Genomic DNA, 13,858 nt, shown 5'->3' with positions numbered 1-13,858 from the left:
TGTTCCCGTTTGGCGTGTGGGCTGAGCGCGATTATGACCGGACGGGGCGCCGCGGTGCACCGGGTGGGGGCGACCTCATCGGCGAGCGCGGCTGTATTTGCGAGCAGCGCGCGGATCCACCCGCGAGCCAAAAAATGGGCAACCCGTCTGGGTTGCCCTGTTCTTGCGGCAAGGCTTCTTTACAGCACCATGCCCGCGCCGACCGTGTTGTTGGTCGACTCATCGACGACGATGAAGGCGCCGGTTTCGCGGTTGCTGGTGTAGGGGTCGGCGAAGATCGGCTGCGCGAGCTTGAAGCCGACCTCGGCGATGTCGTTCACCGCCAGTTGCGTCGCATCGACATGCGCTTGCGAGTTGATGTCGACCTTGTAGGCGATGCCCGAGAGCTTGGCCTTCACGGTGCGCGAGGTGTGGCGGATCAGGTAGGTGCGGGCCGGCGACAGCGGCGTTTCCGACAGCCAGCACAGCATCGCGCGCAATTCCTTCTTCGCTTCCGGCACCTTGCCGGACTTGACGATCATGTCACCACGCGAGATATCGACCTCGTCTTCCAGCAGCAGGGTCACGGACTGTTCGGTGTGGCCGACGTCGATCGGCTCGCCGCCGATATGCACCGCCTTGACGCGCGATTCGATGCCCGAGGGCAGCACCGTGACGGCGTCACCCGCCTGCACGGTGCCCGATTCGACACGCCCGGCAAAGCCGCGGTAGTCGTGCAGTTCGGGGTCGTCCGAGGCTTGCGGGCGGATCACGTACTGCACCGGGAAGCGGAAGGATTCGCTGCGCTCGTGCGTGCCGGCGGGCGGCGCGGTTTCGAGGATGTCGAGCAGGGTCGGGCCTTCGTACCAGGGCATCGCTTCGCTGCGGTCGACGATGTTGTCGCCAGCCAGTGCGGACACCGGGATGAAACGCACATCAAAGCCCTGGGCGGTAAGCCCCATCTTGTCGGCGAAGGCGCGGTACTCGGCGCAGATGCGCTCGTACGTGGCCTGGTCGTAGTCGACCAGATCCATCTTGTTCACCGCCACGACCAGGTGCGGAATACCCACAAGGTGCGTGATGTAGCTGTGGCGGCGGGTCTGCGCCAGCACGCCCTTGCGCGCGTCGATCATGATGATCGCGAGGTTCGCGGTGGAGGCCGCGGTGACCATGTTGCGGGTGTACTGCTCGTGGCCCGGTGCGTCAGCAATGATGTACTTGCGCGTGCCGGTGGCGAAGTAGCGGTAGGCGACGTCGATCGTGATGCCCTGTTCGCGCTCGGCCTGCAGGCCGTCGGTCAGCAGCGACAGGTCGACCACTTCGTGGCCGCGCTTCTTCGAGGTCTTCTCGATTGCGGTGAGCGCATCGGCGAGGATCGCCTTGGTGTCGTACAGCAGGCGGCCGATCAGCGTGCTCTTGCCGTCATCGACGCTGCCGCAGGTCATGAAGCGCAGCAGGCCGTTTTCTTGGGTCGGAAGGTGTTCCATCGCGGACATCTCTAGGTTCTTTCGTTAAGTCCTACAAAAGGACGCGCAGAGATCGTAGCGAGCGGGGTCAGGCCGGGGTCGAGAGGCGCAGCCGTACATGCAGTACGGCGAGCATCACAGGCCCCGGGATGAGGTCGCGCAGTAGATCTATGCGTGTTCTTTCAGAAGTAGCCTTCTTTTTTTCGTTGCTCCATCGACGCTTCCGAGGTCTGGTCGTCCAGTCGCGTCGCGCCGCGCTCGGTGATCGTGGTGGTGGCGGTCTCGACGACGATCTGCTCGACTGTGCTCGCGGTCGACTCGACCGGCGCGGTGCAGGTGATGTCGCCAACGGTGCGGAAGCGCACCATCACCTCTTCCACCACATCGCCCGGCTTGGCCGGCGTCAGCTCGGTCACCGGCTGCAGCAGGGTGCCCTTGCGCACCACCGGGCGGGTGTGGGCGAAGTAGATCGAGGGCAGTTCGAGCTTCTCGCGCTCGATGTACTGCCATACGTCCATTTCCGTCCAGTTGCTGATCGGGAACGCGCGGATGTTCTCACCCTTAAAGGCACGGGCGTTGTAGAGGTTCCACAGTTCCGGCCGCTGGTTCTTCGGGTCCCACTGGCCGAACTCGTCGCGGAAGCTCATCACGCGTTCTTTCGCGCGGGCCTTTTCTTCGTCACGACGTGCGCCACCGATGCAGGCGTCGAATTCGAACTCGGCGATTGCTTCGAGCAAGGTCACCGACTGATGCTTGTTGCGCGATTCATCGGCGGATTTCAACACCACCGAGCCGCGCTTCATCGAGTCTTCCACCGAGCGCACGATCAGGCGTTCGCCGAGTTCGGCCGCACGCTTGTCGCGGAAGTCGGTGACTTCCTTGTAGTTGTGGCCGGTGTCGATGTGCATCAGCGGGAAGGGGAAGCGGCCGGGGCGGAAAGCCTTCTCGGCGATGCGCAGCAGGCAGATCGAATCCTTGCCGCCCGAGAACAGCAGCACCGGGCGTTCGCACTGGCCTGCGACCTCGCGCATGATGTGGATGGCTTCGGCTTCGAGCCAGTCGAGGTGCGACAGCGTTTGTTTGGTCAGCGTACTCATTCGTTTGCTTTCAGCGTGAGCGACGGGCGCTCAGGATTTCTTCACGTGCAGGCCGCACTCTTTGGACTCGGGATTCTCCCACCACCAGCGCCCTGCGCGCACATCCTCGCCGACAGCGATTGAGCGGGTGCAGGGCGCGCAGCCGATGCTGGGGTAGAACTGGTCGTGCAGCGCGTTGTAGGGCAGGTCGTGGATGCGGATGTAGGCCCACACTTCTTGCTCGCTCCAGTCGAACAGCGGGTTGAACTTCGCCAGCCCGTTGCCTGCATCGAATTCGCGCGGTGCGAGCTCGGTGCGGGTGGTGCTCTGCGCGGCGCGCAGGCCGGTGATCCAGGCGCGCTTGCCGGCCAGCGCGCGACGCAGCGGTTCGACCTTGCGGATGCCGCAGCACGCCTTGCGTAGCTCGACTGAGTCGTAGAAGGCGTTGATGCCTTCGGTGCGCACGTACTGCTCGACAGCCGTCGCGTCCGGGAAGAAGACTTTCAGCTTCGTGCTGTAGCGCTTCTCCACCTCGCCCATCAGGGTATAGGTCTCCGCCGGCAGGCGGCCGGTGTCGAGTGAGAAAATCTCGATCGGCAGGCGCTCAGCGAGGATCAGGTCCGTCAGCACCATGTCCTCGGCGCCGAAGCTGTTGGCGAAGGTGACTTCACCGGCGGCACCGAATTCCTCGATCGCCGCATGCAGCAGTTCCAGCGTACGGGCGCGCTTCACCGCGACCGTGGTGCGCAGCTCGTCGGTCAGGGCCGGCGAGGTTGCCCGGTTCTTTGCGCGCGGCTTGAGGAAGGAAACGCTCTCGCTCATCACTGGACTCCGTTCAGGCGCGGGCGTGGCGGCGCCACAGCGGTTGCGGCTCGGCCACCGAAGCCTGGTAAGGCTCGGAGAAATCGCGCAGCGAGGCCAGCGCATCCTCGGCCGAGCGATCGGCGCGGATCAGGTAGGCGTCGAAGCCGCAGCGCTGCATGAAGTAGAGCTTGTCGCGCAGCACATCGCCGATTGCACGCAACTCGTTCTTGTAGCCGTAGCGGGTACGCAGCAGCACGGCGGCGGAGAAGCCGCGACCATCGACGAACTTCGGGAAGTCGTAGGCGACGACGGGCAGGGCATTGATGTCGTCGACCGAGGCGGCGAGGTCCTCAACCAGCTCGAAGCTCTCCAGCCACACACCGATTTCGCCAGCGGCGATGCGCGCGGCGAGTTCGTCCTTGCGGGCGCGGAACACTGCGAGCGGCACGATCACGCGGCCAGCCGGAATCTGCACTTGCGCGATCAGCTCGGGCGATGCGGCCTCGGTGCCGGTGACCTTGAACTGTACGACCTTGCCGGCCTGTTTCTGCACAGCCTCTTCCACGGCGGGGTAGCGCAGCAGCGTCCAGTTGTCTTCGACAACAGCACCGTTCTTGATCAGCTTAGACATTCTCGAGCTCCTTCTTCGAGGCAGCGGCCGGCGCGCCGTAAACGCGGGCCTTGAACGGGTCGAGACCAAGGCGGCGCACGACGTCGATGAACGGTTCGTCGCCCTCGCGGTGCTCGACAAAGACGCTGATGATCTTGCTGATCACATCGGGCACATCCGCTGCCGCAAACGCGCGGCCGATCACGCTGCCGATCGTCGCTTCATTGCCCTGCTGGCCGCCGAGCGAGATCTGGTACCACTCCGACCCATCCTTGTCGACGCCGAGGATGCCGATATGGCCGACATGGTGGTGACCACAGCTGTTCATGCAGCCCGAGATGTTGAGCTCGATGTCACCCAGGTCGAACAGGTAGTCGAGGTTGTCGAAGCGCTCCTGGATCGCCTGCGCGATCGGGATGCTCTTGGCGTTGGCTAGCGAGCAGAAATCACCGCCGGGGCAGCACACGATGTCGGTCAGCAGGCCGATGTTCGGCGTTGCCAAGCCCGCGGCGCGTGCGGTCTGCCACACGTTGAACAGATCGCTCAGTTTCACGTCGGCCAGGATCAGGTTCTGCTCGTGCGACACGCGCAGCTCGCCGAAGCTGTACTTGTCGGCGAGGTTGGCGACGATTTCCATCTGCTCGGCGGTGGCGTCGCCCGGCGCGATGCCGGTCTTCTTCAGCGATAGCGTCACGGCGCGATAGCCCGAAACCTTGTGCGGATGCGTGCAGCGCTTGAGCCAGGCAGCGAAGGCCGGGTTGGTTGCTGCCTTGCCGTTGAAGTCCGGGTCGCAGTCGGTGAGCTTTTCGTAGGCCGGCGGCGCGAAGAACGCGCTGACGCGGTCGAGTTCGCCCTGCGTCAAGGTGCTCGGGCCATCCTTCCAGAACGCCCACTCTTCCTCGACCTGACGCTTGAACTCGACGATGCCGAGCGCCTTCACGAGGATCTTGATGCGCGCCTTGTAGGCATTGTCGCGGCGGCCGTAGCGGTTGTAGACGCGCAGGATCGCTTCGCAGTACGTGATGACATGCTTCCAGGGCAGCGCCTCGTGGATCACCTGGCCGATGATCGGCGTGCGGCCCAGACCACCGCCAACCCAGACCTTGACGACGATCTCACCCGCGTCGTCGCGCAGGAATTCCAGGCCAATGTCGTGCACCCGCACCACCGCGCGGTCGCTCTGCGCGCCGTTGATCGCAAACTTGAACTTGCGCGGCAGCGCGGCGAATTCCGGGTGAAAGGTGCTCCACTGGCGCAGGATCTCGCCCAGCGCGCGCGGGTCGACCACTTCGTCCGGCGCAACGCCGGCGAACTGGTCCGTCGTGATGTTGCGGATGCAGTTGCCGGAGGTCTGGATCGCGTGCATCTCGACGCTCGCCAGCTCGGCGAGGATGTCCGGCGTGTGCTTGAGTTCTGGCCAGTTGAACTGGCAGTTCTGGCGCGTCGAGAAGTGGGCGTAGCCGCGGTCGTACTTGCGCGCGATCTCGGCAAGCTTGCGCAGCTGGCGGCTGGCGAGCAGGCCGTAGGGGATCGCGACACGCAGCATCGGCGCATGGCGCTGGATGTAGAGGCCGTTCTGCAGGCGCAGCGGGCGGAACTCGTCTTCCGACAGTTCGCCGGCAAGGTAGCGGCGCGTCTGATCGCGATATTGGGCAACGCGCTCGTCAACGATGCGCTGGTCGTAGTCGTCGTAGCGGTACATCGTGAATCTCTCTGTTGAAATTGGGGTGTTCAGTGCGCGATCAGCTTCGTGCCGACAAGCACGAGCATCACTGCGAGCGCAGGGCGGAGAAACTTCTCCGGCACCTTTGCGGAAATATGGCTGCCGACCCAGATGCCGGGCAGCGAGCCGATCAATAGGCTGCCCAACAACGACCAGTTCACGCTGCCGAGCCACCAGTGGCCAAGGCCGGCGACCAGCGTCAGCGGCACCGCGTGCGCGATGTCGGAACCGACGATGCGCACAGCCGGCAGGCGAGGGTACAGGAAGAACAGCACCGTGACGCCCAATGCGCCCGCGCCCACCGACGAGATCGACACCAGTACGCCGAGAATGGCCCCGGTGATCACGGTGAGGGTGCGCGTCACGCGCGGATCACGCTCCGCGCCGTGGTGCGATAGCGAGAACTTCTGGATCCGCTGGCGGAAGATCAGTGCGATCGCGGTGAGCAGCAGCGCGATGCCGAGCGAGATCGAGATGACCTTGGACGCGCCGCCGATGCCGCCCGGGAAGAAGGTGCCGATCACGAACAGCGTTGCGGCTGCGGCGGGCAGGCTGCCGGCCGCCAGTGCGCCGGTGATCTTCCAGTCGACGGTGCCCTTGAGGTTGTGCGCCACCGTGCCGCCGGCCTTCGTGATGGCGGCGTAGAGCAGATCGGTGCCGACTGCGACCGAGGGGTGGATGCCGAACAGCAGCACCAGCAGCGGCGTCATCAGTGAGCCGCCGCCGACGCCGGTCAGTCCGACAATGGCGCCAACGGCAAAACCGGCGATGGTGTAGGCGAAGTCCATGGGCTCAGTGGGGATGAATGTGAGGGGCGATCTTAGCGGAGCGCTAAATTACGTTTGCTGACTGCGTGTTAGACTCTAAGAACGATTCGTTATATAGGTTCGCATGCCATGAACCTGCAGCAACTGCGCTATGTCGTTGAAGTGGTGCGCGCCGGGCTCAATGTGTCGGAGGCGGCGGATGCGCTCTACACCTCGCAACCCGGCGTGTCGAAACAGATCCGGCAGCTTGAAGAGGAACTCGGCATCGAGATCTTCGTGCGGCATGGCAAGCGTCTGACCGGCGTTACCGAACCGGGGCGGCAGGTGCTGGCGATTGCCGAGCGGATGCTGGGCGAGGTCGATAGCCTGAAGAAGGTCGGCGCGGAGTTCCGCAACGAATCCGAAGGCGTGCTGACCATCGCGACCACGCACAACCAGGCGCGCTATGCGCTGCCGCGCGTGGTCCAGGCTTACGTGCAGAAGTACCCCGGCGTGCGCCTTCATCTGCATCAGGGCAGCCCACGGCAAATCTGCGAATGGGTGCTCGAAGGCGAGGCCGATCTCGCGATCGCGACCGAGTCCGTCGGTGAAACCGAAGGGCTGGTTTCGCTGCCCAGCTATCAGTGGAACCGCTGCGTGATCGCCACGCCGCGTCACCCGATTCTCAAGACCACGCCGCTGACGCTGGAAGAAATCGTCAAGTACCCGATCGTCACCTACGACACCACCTTCGCGGGTCGTAGTGAGGTGAACCGCGCCTTCCTCGGGCGCGGCCTGAAGCCCAACGTAGTGCTCGCTGCGATGGATGCGGATGTGATCAAGACCTATGTGGCGATGGACCTGGGCATCGGCCTGATCGCATCGATTGCCTATGACCCGATCGTGGATCGGCGCATCGGTGCGGTCGACGCCTCGCACTTGTTCTCGTCCGCCGTCACGCGCATCGGCATTCGCAAGAACGCCTACCTGCGCGGCTATGTGTATGGCTTCATCGAACTGATGTCCTCGCACCTGACGCGCCGGGTGGTGGACGCCGCGCTGCTCGGCGGCGGTAGCGACGCCGGGCTTTAGCCGCGCTGCTGTCATGCGCATGTGCGAACCTGATGCGATGTTGCGGAGTTTTGCATGACCTCACTCACCACCTTTGCGGCGCTGATTGCAGCGGCCGTGATCCTGGTGCCGCTGTTCAAGCGCGCCAAACTGGGCACCGTGCTGGGCTACCTGGCGGCCGGCGTGCTGGTCGGGCCTTTCGGTTTCAACCGCGTCGGCGACCCCGAAAGCCTGTTGCACACGGCGGAGCTTGGCATCGTGCTGCTGCTGTTTGTGATCGGCCTCGAGCTTCAACCCTCGCGCTTGTGGGCGTTGCGGCGCCAGGTGTTTGGACTTGGCGCCTTGCAGATGGTGGGTTGTGGTGCAGTGATCGGCACGGCGCTCGCGCTTGGGCTGGGTTTGTCGGTGAAGGCCGGCATCCTGCTCGGCTGGACGCTCGCGCTGTCCTCCACCGCGCTGGTGCTGCCGACTCTGGCCGAGCGCAAGGAACTGACCACGCAGTACGGCCGCGAGTCGTTCGCGATCCTGCTGTTCCAGGATCTATCGGTGATTCCGCTGCTGGCGCTGATCCCGCTGCTCGACGTGGGTCTGCCCAAGGCGGGGCGCAATCCGCTGATGGGGCTCGTCGTGCTGCTTGGCGTGGTGCTGCTTGGGCGCCGGGTGCTGCACTGGTTGTTCGTGTATGTCGCGCGCTTCGGCAGCCGCGAGCTGTTCACCGCGGCGGCGCTGCTGTGCGCGCTGGGGCTTGCATCGCTGATGGAGGCGGTGGGCTTGTCGATGTCGCTCGGCGCTTTCGTGGCCGGCGTGCTGCTCGCTGACTCCGAGTTCCGCCACGAGCTGGAGGCGACGATCGATCCGTTCAAGGGGCTGTTGCTGGGCCTGTTCTTCATGGCGGTCGGCATGAACGCCAACCTCGACCTGCTCGGCACGATGCCGATGCGGATACTCGGGTTTGCGATCGGTTTGCTGGCCGCCAAGGCGGCGGTGCTGTGGCTGCTGCGCCGGCTCGCACCGGATGGCGCCGACAGTGCTCGCCCGCTTGCGTTCGCACTGGCGCAGGGGGGGGAGTTCGCCTTCGTGGTGTTCAGCATGGTGGAGCAGGGGCGCCTGGTGCCAGGGCGCATCGCGGATCAGCTGACCCTCGCCGTGGCCTTGTCGATGGCGATTGCGCCGCTGTTGTTCCTGGCGAACGACTGGTTCGCACGGCGCGAGGCGAAGCGCCCGGCGCGCGCGTTCGACACGCTGCCGACCGATCCGCCAACCGTCGTGATCGCGGGTTTCGGGCGCGTGGGGCAGGTCGTGGGCCGGCTGCTGATGAAGCAGGGTATCCGTTTCACTGCGGTGGACAACGACCCCGAGCAGATCGAAACCGTGCGCCGCTTCGGCATGCAGGTGTACTACGGCGACGCGGCGCATCTGGCGCTGCTCGAATCTGCCCACGTTGGCTCGGCCAGGGTGTTCGTGCTGGCGATCGACGATGTCGAGCGTTCGCTGCAAGTCGCCGAACTCGTGCGGCGGCACTATCCGAAGCTCACGATCGTTGCGCGTGCGCGCAACCGCTTCCACGCCTATCGCCTGATCGACCTCGGGGTGACGCTGCAAGTGCGTGAGACGCTGCTGTCCAGTATCGAGATCGGGCGCGGCGTGCTCGGCAGCTTGGGCGTCAGCGAGGCCGACATCGCGCAGACCGTCGCGCGCTTTGTCGAGGCGGACAGTCGCCTGCTGGCACGCCAGCAGGCCGTCTATCACGACGAACAACAACTGATCCAGACCTCGAAGGAGGCGCGCGCCGAACTGGCCTCCATTCTCGATCTGGAGCGCAAGCAGGCGGCGCCGGCAAAGGCCGACTGACAGCGCGGTTCAGGCGCGCAGCAGGGCTTCCTGCAACGCGTTGCGTGCCACGCCCATGCCCAGCGCCAACATCAATGCAACACGCGCCTGCCACGGTGTGAGCCGCCCGCAGGCCAGCGTGCCGTGGGCCGCATCGTCGAAGTTGGCTTGCGGCATCACGCCACCGCTGGCGACGCGGCTTGCGCGCACCACCGAAACGCCGCGTGCGACGGCCCTGGCAATTGCCGGCAACCAAGTCTCCGGCACGCTGCCGTGCCCGGCGAGCGCGAGCACAACGCCTGCCGCGCCATTCGCGACGCTCGCGTCGATCTGGTCGGCTGGCGCACCGGCGTAGGCGCTCAGGATGTCCACCCGCGGCAGTTCGCTTGGCAGCGTGCCGGCAAAGTAGGGCGCAGCGCCGTCGCCGCCGTGGTCGAACCGGATTTGCGTGCCGATGGCGACGCCAACAGGGCCCGCGTCGATGCCGCCGAGCGCGTCCGGCACATGGGTGTGGCGCTTGCTGCAATCGCGCGCGCGCCAGATCCGGTCGCCCGCAACGACCAGTGGGCCGAAGGCCGCGGCCTCATGCGTGCCGGCACAGGCGAACGCCTGCAGCAGGTTCATCGGGCCGTCGGCCGAGCGCGCGGTTGCCGGGCGCATCGCGGCGGTCAGCACGATGGGTTTCGTGCGCGGCAGCGTCAGGTGCAGCAAGAAGCCGGTTTCCTCCAGCGTGTCGGTGCCGTGCGTGACGACGATGCCGTCGACATCCGGTGCGGCGAGCCGCTCGCGCAGCAGGGCGGCGAGTGCCAGCCAGTGCGCGGGCGTCATGTCTTTGCTGTCGAGCGCGAAGGGCTGCTCGGCGGTGATTTGCCCCAGCGTGGCTGCTTCCGGCAGTGCGGCGAGCAGGCTCTCGGCGCTGAGCGCACCGGCGCGGTAATGCGAGGTGTCGGCGCTGTCAGCCGCGCTTCCGGCGATCGTGCCGCCGGTGGCGACGAGGAGCAGATTGGGCATGGGCAAGCTCAGGGCGCGTCGAAAGTTCAAGGATAGCGTGAGCCGGCCGGCGGCTACTGCGGAAACGACGCGGCCCGCTGTTGCGGGCCGCTTGGCGGGTATCGCGTGCGCGGCGCTCAGTGATTGAGGATCTTCGACAGGAAGTGCTGGGCGCGCTCAGAGCGCGGCTGGCCGAAGAAGTCGTCCTTCGCGGCGTCCTCGACGATCTGGCCGGCGTCCATGAAGATCACGCGGTGCGCAACCTTGCGCGCAAAGCCCATCTCGTGCGTGACGACCATCATCGTCATGCCTTCCTTGGCGAGTTCGACCATCACGTCGAGCACTTCGTTGATCATCTCGGGGTCCAGCGCCGAGGTGGGCTCATCGAACAGCATGCAGATCGGGTCCATCGCCAGCGCACGGGCAATTGCCACACGCTGCTGCTGGCCGCCCGACATCTCGCCCGGGAATTTGCTCGCGTGCGCCTTGAGCCCAACGCGATCGAGCAGTTTGAGGCCCTTGTCGCGCGCCTGTTCGAGGCTGCGCCCGAGCACCTTGGTCTGCGCAATCGTCAGGTTCTCGATGATGCTCATGTGCGGGAACAGCTCGAAGTGCTGGAACACCATGCCGACCCGCGCGCGCAGCTTGGGCAGATCGGTCTTCGCGTCGCCGACCGAGATGTCATTGACGACGATGTCGCCCTTCTGGAAGGGCTCAAGGCCGTTGACGCACTTGATCAGCGTGGACTTTCCCGAGCCTGAGGGCCCGCAGACCACCACGACTTCGCCCTTCTTGACCTGCGTGCTGCAATCGGTCAGCACCTGAAACTGGCCGTACCACTTGGAGATGTTGCGGATATCAATCATCGACATGGGAGCAATCCGTTAGCGAATGATGGCAATGCGCTTCTGCAGGTGCTTCACAAGCATCGACAGGCTGAAGCAGATCGCGAAGTAGATCAGGGCGACAAACAGGTACATCTCGATCGGCCGGTTGTAGTTCTTACCGGTGACCTCGGCGGCCTTGAGCAGGTCGCTGGCACCGATGGCATACACGAGCGAGGTGTCCTGGAACAGGATGATGGTTTGCGTCAGCAGCACCGGCAGCATGTTGCGGAAGGCCTGCGGCAGCACGACGATCTTCATCGCCTGCCAGTAGGTCATGCCGAGCGCAAAGCCGGCGTTCACCTGCCCGCGCGGCACGCTCTGAATACCGGCGCGCATGATCTCGGAGTAGTACGCGGCCTCGAACGCAGTGAAGGTGATCAGTGCGGAGTTCTCTGCCCCCATCGGTGCGCCGGTGAACAGCGGAATCAGGAAGAAGAACCACAGGATCACCATCAGCAGCGGGATCGAGCGCATGGTGTTCACATAGGTCGTCGCTGCGGCTGCCAGCACCGGGCCGCCAGAGAGGCGGGCAAGGGCCAGCAACGTGCCGAGCACGATGCCGCCGCTCATTGCGACGACGGTGAGTTTCAGGCTGAACAGCAGCCCCTTCCAGATGAAGGGCAGGGCCGGGCCGATGATGGAAAAGTCGAGATGATCGAGCATCGTCGTCCCCTCACTTGGCACCGGCGATGTAGCCGGGCACGCGGGTTCGTTTCTCGATGAAGGTCATCACTCGATTCGCGGCAAACGCACAGACGGTGTAGAGGATGGTCGCGGCGAGCAGGCTCTCAAAAACCTGGCCGGATTCTTCGATCATCTGGCGTGAAATGAAGGTCAGCTCCATGAGCCCGATGGCAAACGCCACTGCGGAGTTCTTGATGATGTTCATGAACTCGGAAGTCAGCGGCGGAATCACGATGCGGAAGGCCATCGGCAGCAACACATGGCGGTAGGTCTGTGCGAGCGTGAAACCCATCGCCAGCCCGGCCATCTTCTGTCCGCGCGGCAGGCTCTGGATGCCGGCGCGCACCTGTTCGGCGACGCGTGCCGAGGTAAACAGGCCAAGGCAGATCGTTGCGGTGAAGAATTCCTTCGCCGGCATGTCCTGCTTCACCCAGCGAGACAGCTCGGCGGGAAGGAATTCGGGCACGACGAAGAACCACAGAAAGAGTTGCACCAGCAGTGGCACATTGCGGAAGCCTTCGACCCAGACATTGCCGATTGCCACCAACCAGCGGTTTGGCGTGGTGCGCAGCGTGCCGATCAATGCGCCAAGGACCAGCGCGATGATCCAGGCGGACATCGATACCGCCATCGTCCAGCCGAGCGCCGAGATGATCCAGTCGAGATAGGTCTCGTCGCCGGAGCTGACCTGCTCGAGATAGACGCCCCAGTTCCAGTGGTAATTCATTGTGGTGGGCTACCTGTTTTGCTGAAGCAGCCCAGCGGGCTGCGGAGGTCATGCGCGGCGCCCCGCGCGGGGCGCCGCAGAGCTGCGGGGCAGCTTACTTCTTGTTGTACTGCTCGGCCGGTGCGTCGTTCGGCGTTTTCAGCGCGGCCTTGAGGGCTTCGCTCATCGGCAGGTTCAGGTTCGCGTTCTTCGGCGGAATCGGCTGCGTGAACCACTTGGTGTAGAGCTTCTCGACTTCACCGCTCTTGATCAGGTCACGCACGGCGGAGTGCACCAGCCCTTTGAACTGCGGATCGTCCTTGCGGAACATGATCGCGATCGGCTCTACCGACAGCGGTTCGCCCACCACGGCGTAGTCGTTCGGCGCCGGCGACGTGGCGATCAGGCCGGCCAGCAGGTTGTCGTCCATCACGAAGGCCACCGCGCGGTCAGACGCCAGCATCAGGAAGCTGTCGGCGTGGTCCTTGCCGTACACCTCCTTGAAGTTCACGCTCTTGCCCTTCTCATGCGCGCGCATCAGCTGCACCGACGTCGTGCCGGTCGTGGTTGCCACCGGCTTGCCGTCGAGTTGCGCCAGGCTGTTGATGCCGGAAGACTTCTTCACCGCCATGCGCACCGTGGTGACGTACGTCGTCGGCGCAAACGCCACCTGATTCTGGCGCGCAGCATTGTTGGTCGTGGAGCCGCACTCGAGATCGACGGTGCCGTTGGTGACCAGCGGAATGCGGTTCTGCGAAGTGACCGGCTGCGTGTTCACCTTGAGGTTCGGCAGCGCGAGCTTCACCTTGATCGCGTCAACAATGCGGTTGCAGATGTCGATGTGGTAGCCGACAGGTTTCTGGTTCGCATCGAGGTAGGAGAGCGGGATCGACGATTCGCGGATGCCGAGCGTCACCGCGCCGCTGTCCTTGATCTTCTTCAGCGTGCCTTCAAGCGTCTGCGCTTCCGCGCCGCTGGCGAGTAGCGTACCCAACAGCGTGGTCATGACGAGAGCCGAGCGGGAAATCATGCGATGAGCCTCCTAGCGTGATTGAGATAGCGAGCGCGGGCGCGGCAAAGAAGCTTGCGTCGCGCGAATGTTTGGGCTGAGCGAAAACTGTACCACCTGACCAGCGCAGCACATCCGTAGAAACACGCATGACGCCTTGCGTTGACCGGGCGCAAGCTGGGTGAGCGTCAAGTGTTGCGACTGGCGCAGCATTTGGCCTCGCGAGCGCCTATCTCGTCTTTACGCCGCGCAGGGCAAGAAATGTCACGCGCTCATG

At 64.6% G+C, this 13,858-nt stretch carries 13 protein-coding genes; 2 read left to right on the top strand and 11 right to left on the bottom strand.

Going from position 1 to position 13,858, the window contains the following annotated elements; all coding sequences use genetic code 11:
• Positions 1-179 precede the first annotated feature (179 nt).
• From ACE3P0_RS15780 to ACE3P0_RS15755, 6 genes are all read right to left on the bottom strand, one after another.
• Entirely contained in the window at positions 180-1,475 is a 1,296-nt protein-coding gene (locus ACE3P0_RS15780) for a sulfate adenylyltransferase subunit 1 (RefSeq protein WP_374403675.1), read from the bottom strand.
• A gap of 152 nt (positions 1,476-1,627) precedes the next feature.
• Positions 1,628-2,542 (bottom strand): sulfate adenylyltransferase subunit CysD, encoded by a 915-nt coding sequence (gene cysD, locus ACE3P0_RS15775; RefSeq protein ID WP_172196734.1) that lies wholly within the window; start codon positions 2,540-2,542, stop codon positions 1,628-1,630.
• 30 nt (positions 2,543-2,572) lie between these two features.
• Positions 2,573-3,343 carry a phosphoadenylyl-sulfate reductase gene (locus tag ACE3P0_RS15770; RefSeq protein ID WP_374403674.1) on the bottom strand — a complete coding sequence of 257 codons (771 nt, stop codon included), beginning with the start codon at positions 3,341-3,343 and terminating at the stop codon, positions 2,573-2,575.
• A 13-nt stretch (positions 3,344-3,356) separates the two neighbouring features.
• Complete coding sequence (locus tag ACE3P0_RS15765) at positions 3,357-3,956, bottom strand: DUF934 domain-containing protein (RefSeq protein WP_374403673.1); 600 nt, start codon at positions 3,954-3,956, stop codon at positions 3,357-3,359.
• Entirely contained in the window at positions 3,949-5,637 is a 1,689-nt protein-coding gene (locus ACE3P0_RS15760) for a nitrite/sulfite reductase (protein ID WP_374403672.1), read from the bottom strand. Before ACE3P0_RS15760 ends, ACE3P0_RS15765 begins: the two co-directional genes overlap by 8 nt.
• A gap of 29 nt (positions 5,638-5,666) precedes the next feature.
• Entirely contained in the window at positions 5,667-6,446 is a 780-nt protein-coding gene (locus tag ACE3P0_RS15755; RefSeq protein WP_374403671.1) for a sulfite exporter TauE/SafE family protein, read from the bottom strand.
• Positions 6,447-6,554: 108 nt separating this feature from the next.
• On the opposite strand from ACE3P0_RS15755, the gene ACE3P0_RS15750 reads away from it, so the two are divergent.
• Together ACE3P0_RS15750 and ACE3P0_RS15745 are read left to right on the top strand one after the other, a co-directional pair.
• Positions 6,555-7,496 carry a CysB family HTH-type transcriptional regulator gene (locus tag ACE3P0_RS15750; protein WP_374403670.1) on the top strand — a complete coding sequence of 314 codons (942 nt, stop codon included), beginning with the start codon at positions 6,555-6,557 and terminating at the stop codon, positions 7,494-7,496.
• A 54-nt stretch (positions 7,497-7,550) separates the two neighbouring features.
• Positions 7,551-9,326: a monovalent cation:proton antiporter-2 (CPA2) family protein gene (locus ACE3P0_RS15745; RefSeq protein WP_374403669.1), complete on the top strand. Its 1,776-nt coding sequence runs from the start codon at positions 7,551-7,553 to the stop codon at positions 9,324-9,326.
• 9 nt (positions 9,327-9,335) lie between these two features.
• Here the strand turns inward: ACE3P0_RS15745 and ACE3P0_RS15740 are convergent, their stop codons facing one another.
• From ACE3P0_RS15740 to ACE3P0_RS15720, 5 genes are all read right to left on the bottom strand, one after another.
• Positions 9,336-10,316 (bottom strand): asparaginase, encoded by a 981-nt coding sequence (locus ACE3P0_RS15740; protein ID WP_374403667.1) that lies wholly within the window; start codon positions 10,314-10,316, stop codon positions 9,336-9,338.
• 116 nt (positions 10,317-10,432) lie between these two features.
• Positions 10,433-11,161, bottom strand: a complete 729-nt coding sequence (locus tag ACE3P0_RS15735) for an amino acid ABC transporter ATP-binding protein (RefSeq protein WP_374403701.1) — start codon at positions 11,159-11,161, stop codon at positions 10,433-10,435.
• Positions 11,162-11,179: 18 nt separating this feature from the next.
• Positions 11,180-11,845 carry an amino acid ABC transporter permease gene (locus ACE3P0_RS15730; protein WP_374403666.1) on the bottom strand — a complete coding sequence of 222 codons (666 nt, stop codon included), beginning with the start codon at positions 11,843-11,845 and terminating at the stop codon, positions 11,180-11,182.
• Between the two features lie 10 nt (positions 11,846-11,855).
• Complete coding sequence (locus ACE3P0_RS15725) at positions 11,856-12,593, bottom strand: amino acid ABC transporter permease (protein ID WP_172196752.1); 738 nt, start codon at positions 12,591-12,593, stop codon at positions 11,856-11,858.
• Between the two features lie 94 nt (positions 12,594-12,687).
• Positions 12,688-13,602: a transporter substrate-binding domain-containing protein gene (locus tag ACE3P0_RS15720; RefSeq protein WP_374403665.1), complete on the bottom strand. Its 915-nt coding sequence runs from the start codon at positions 13,600-13,602 to the stop codon at positions 12,688-12,690.
• Positions 13,603-13,858 lie beyond the last annotated feature (256 nt).

It is taken from the genome of Niveibacterium sp. (assembly GCF_041909475.1).
GTDB lineage: Bacteria > Pseudomonadota > Gammaproteobacteria > Burkholderiales > Rhodocyclaceae > Niveibacterium.
The sequence above is the reverse complement of the archived record's forward strand: the minus strand, read 5'-3'. Positions and strand labels throughout refer to the sequence as shown.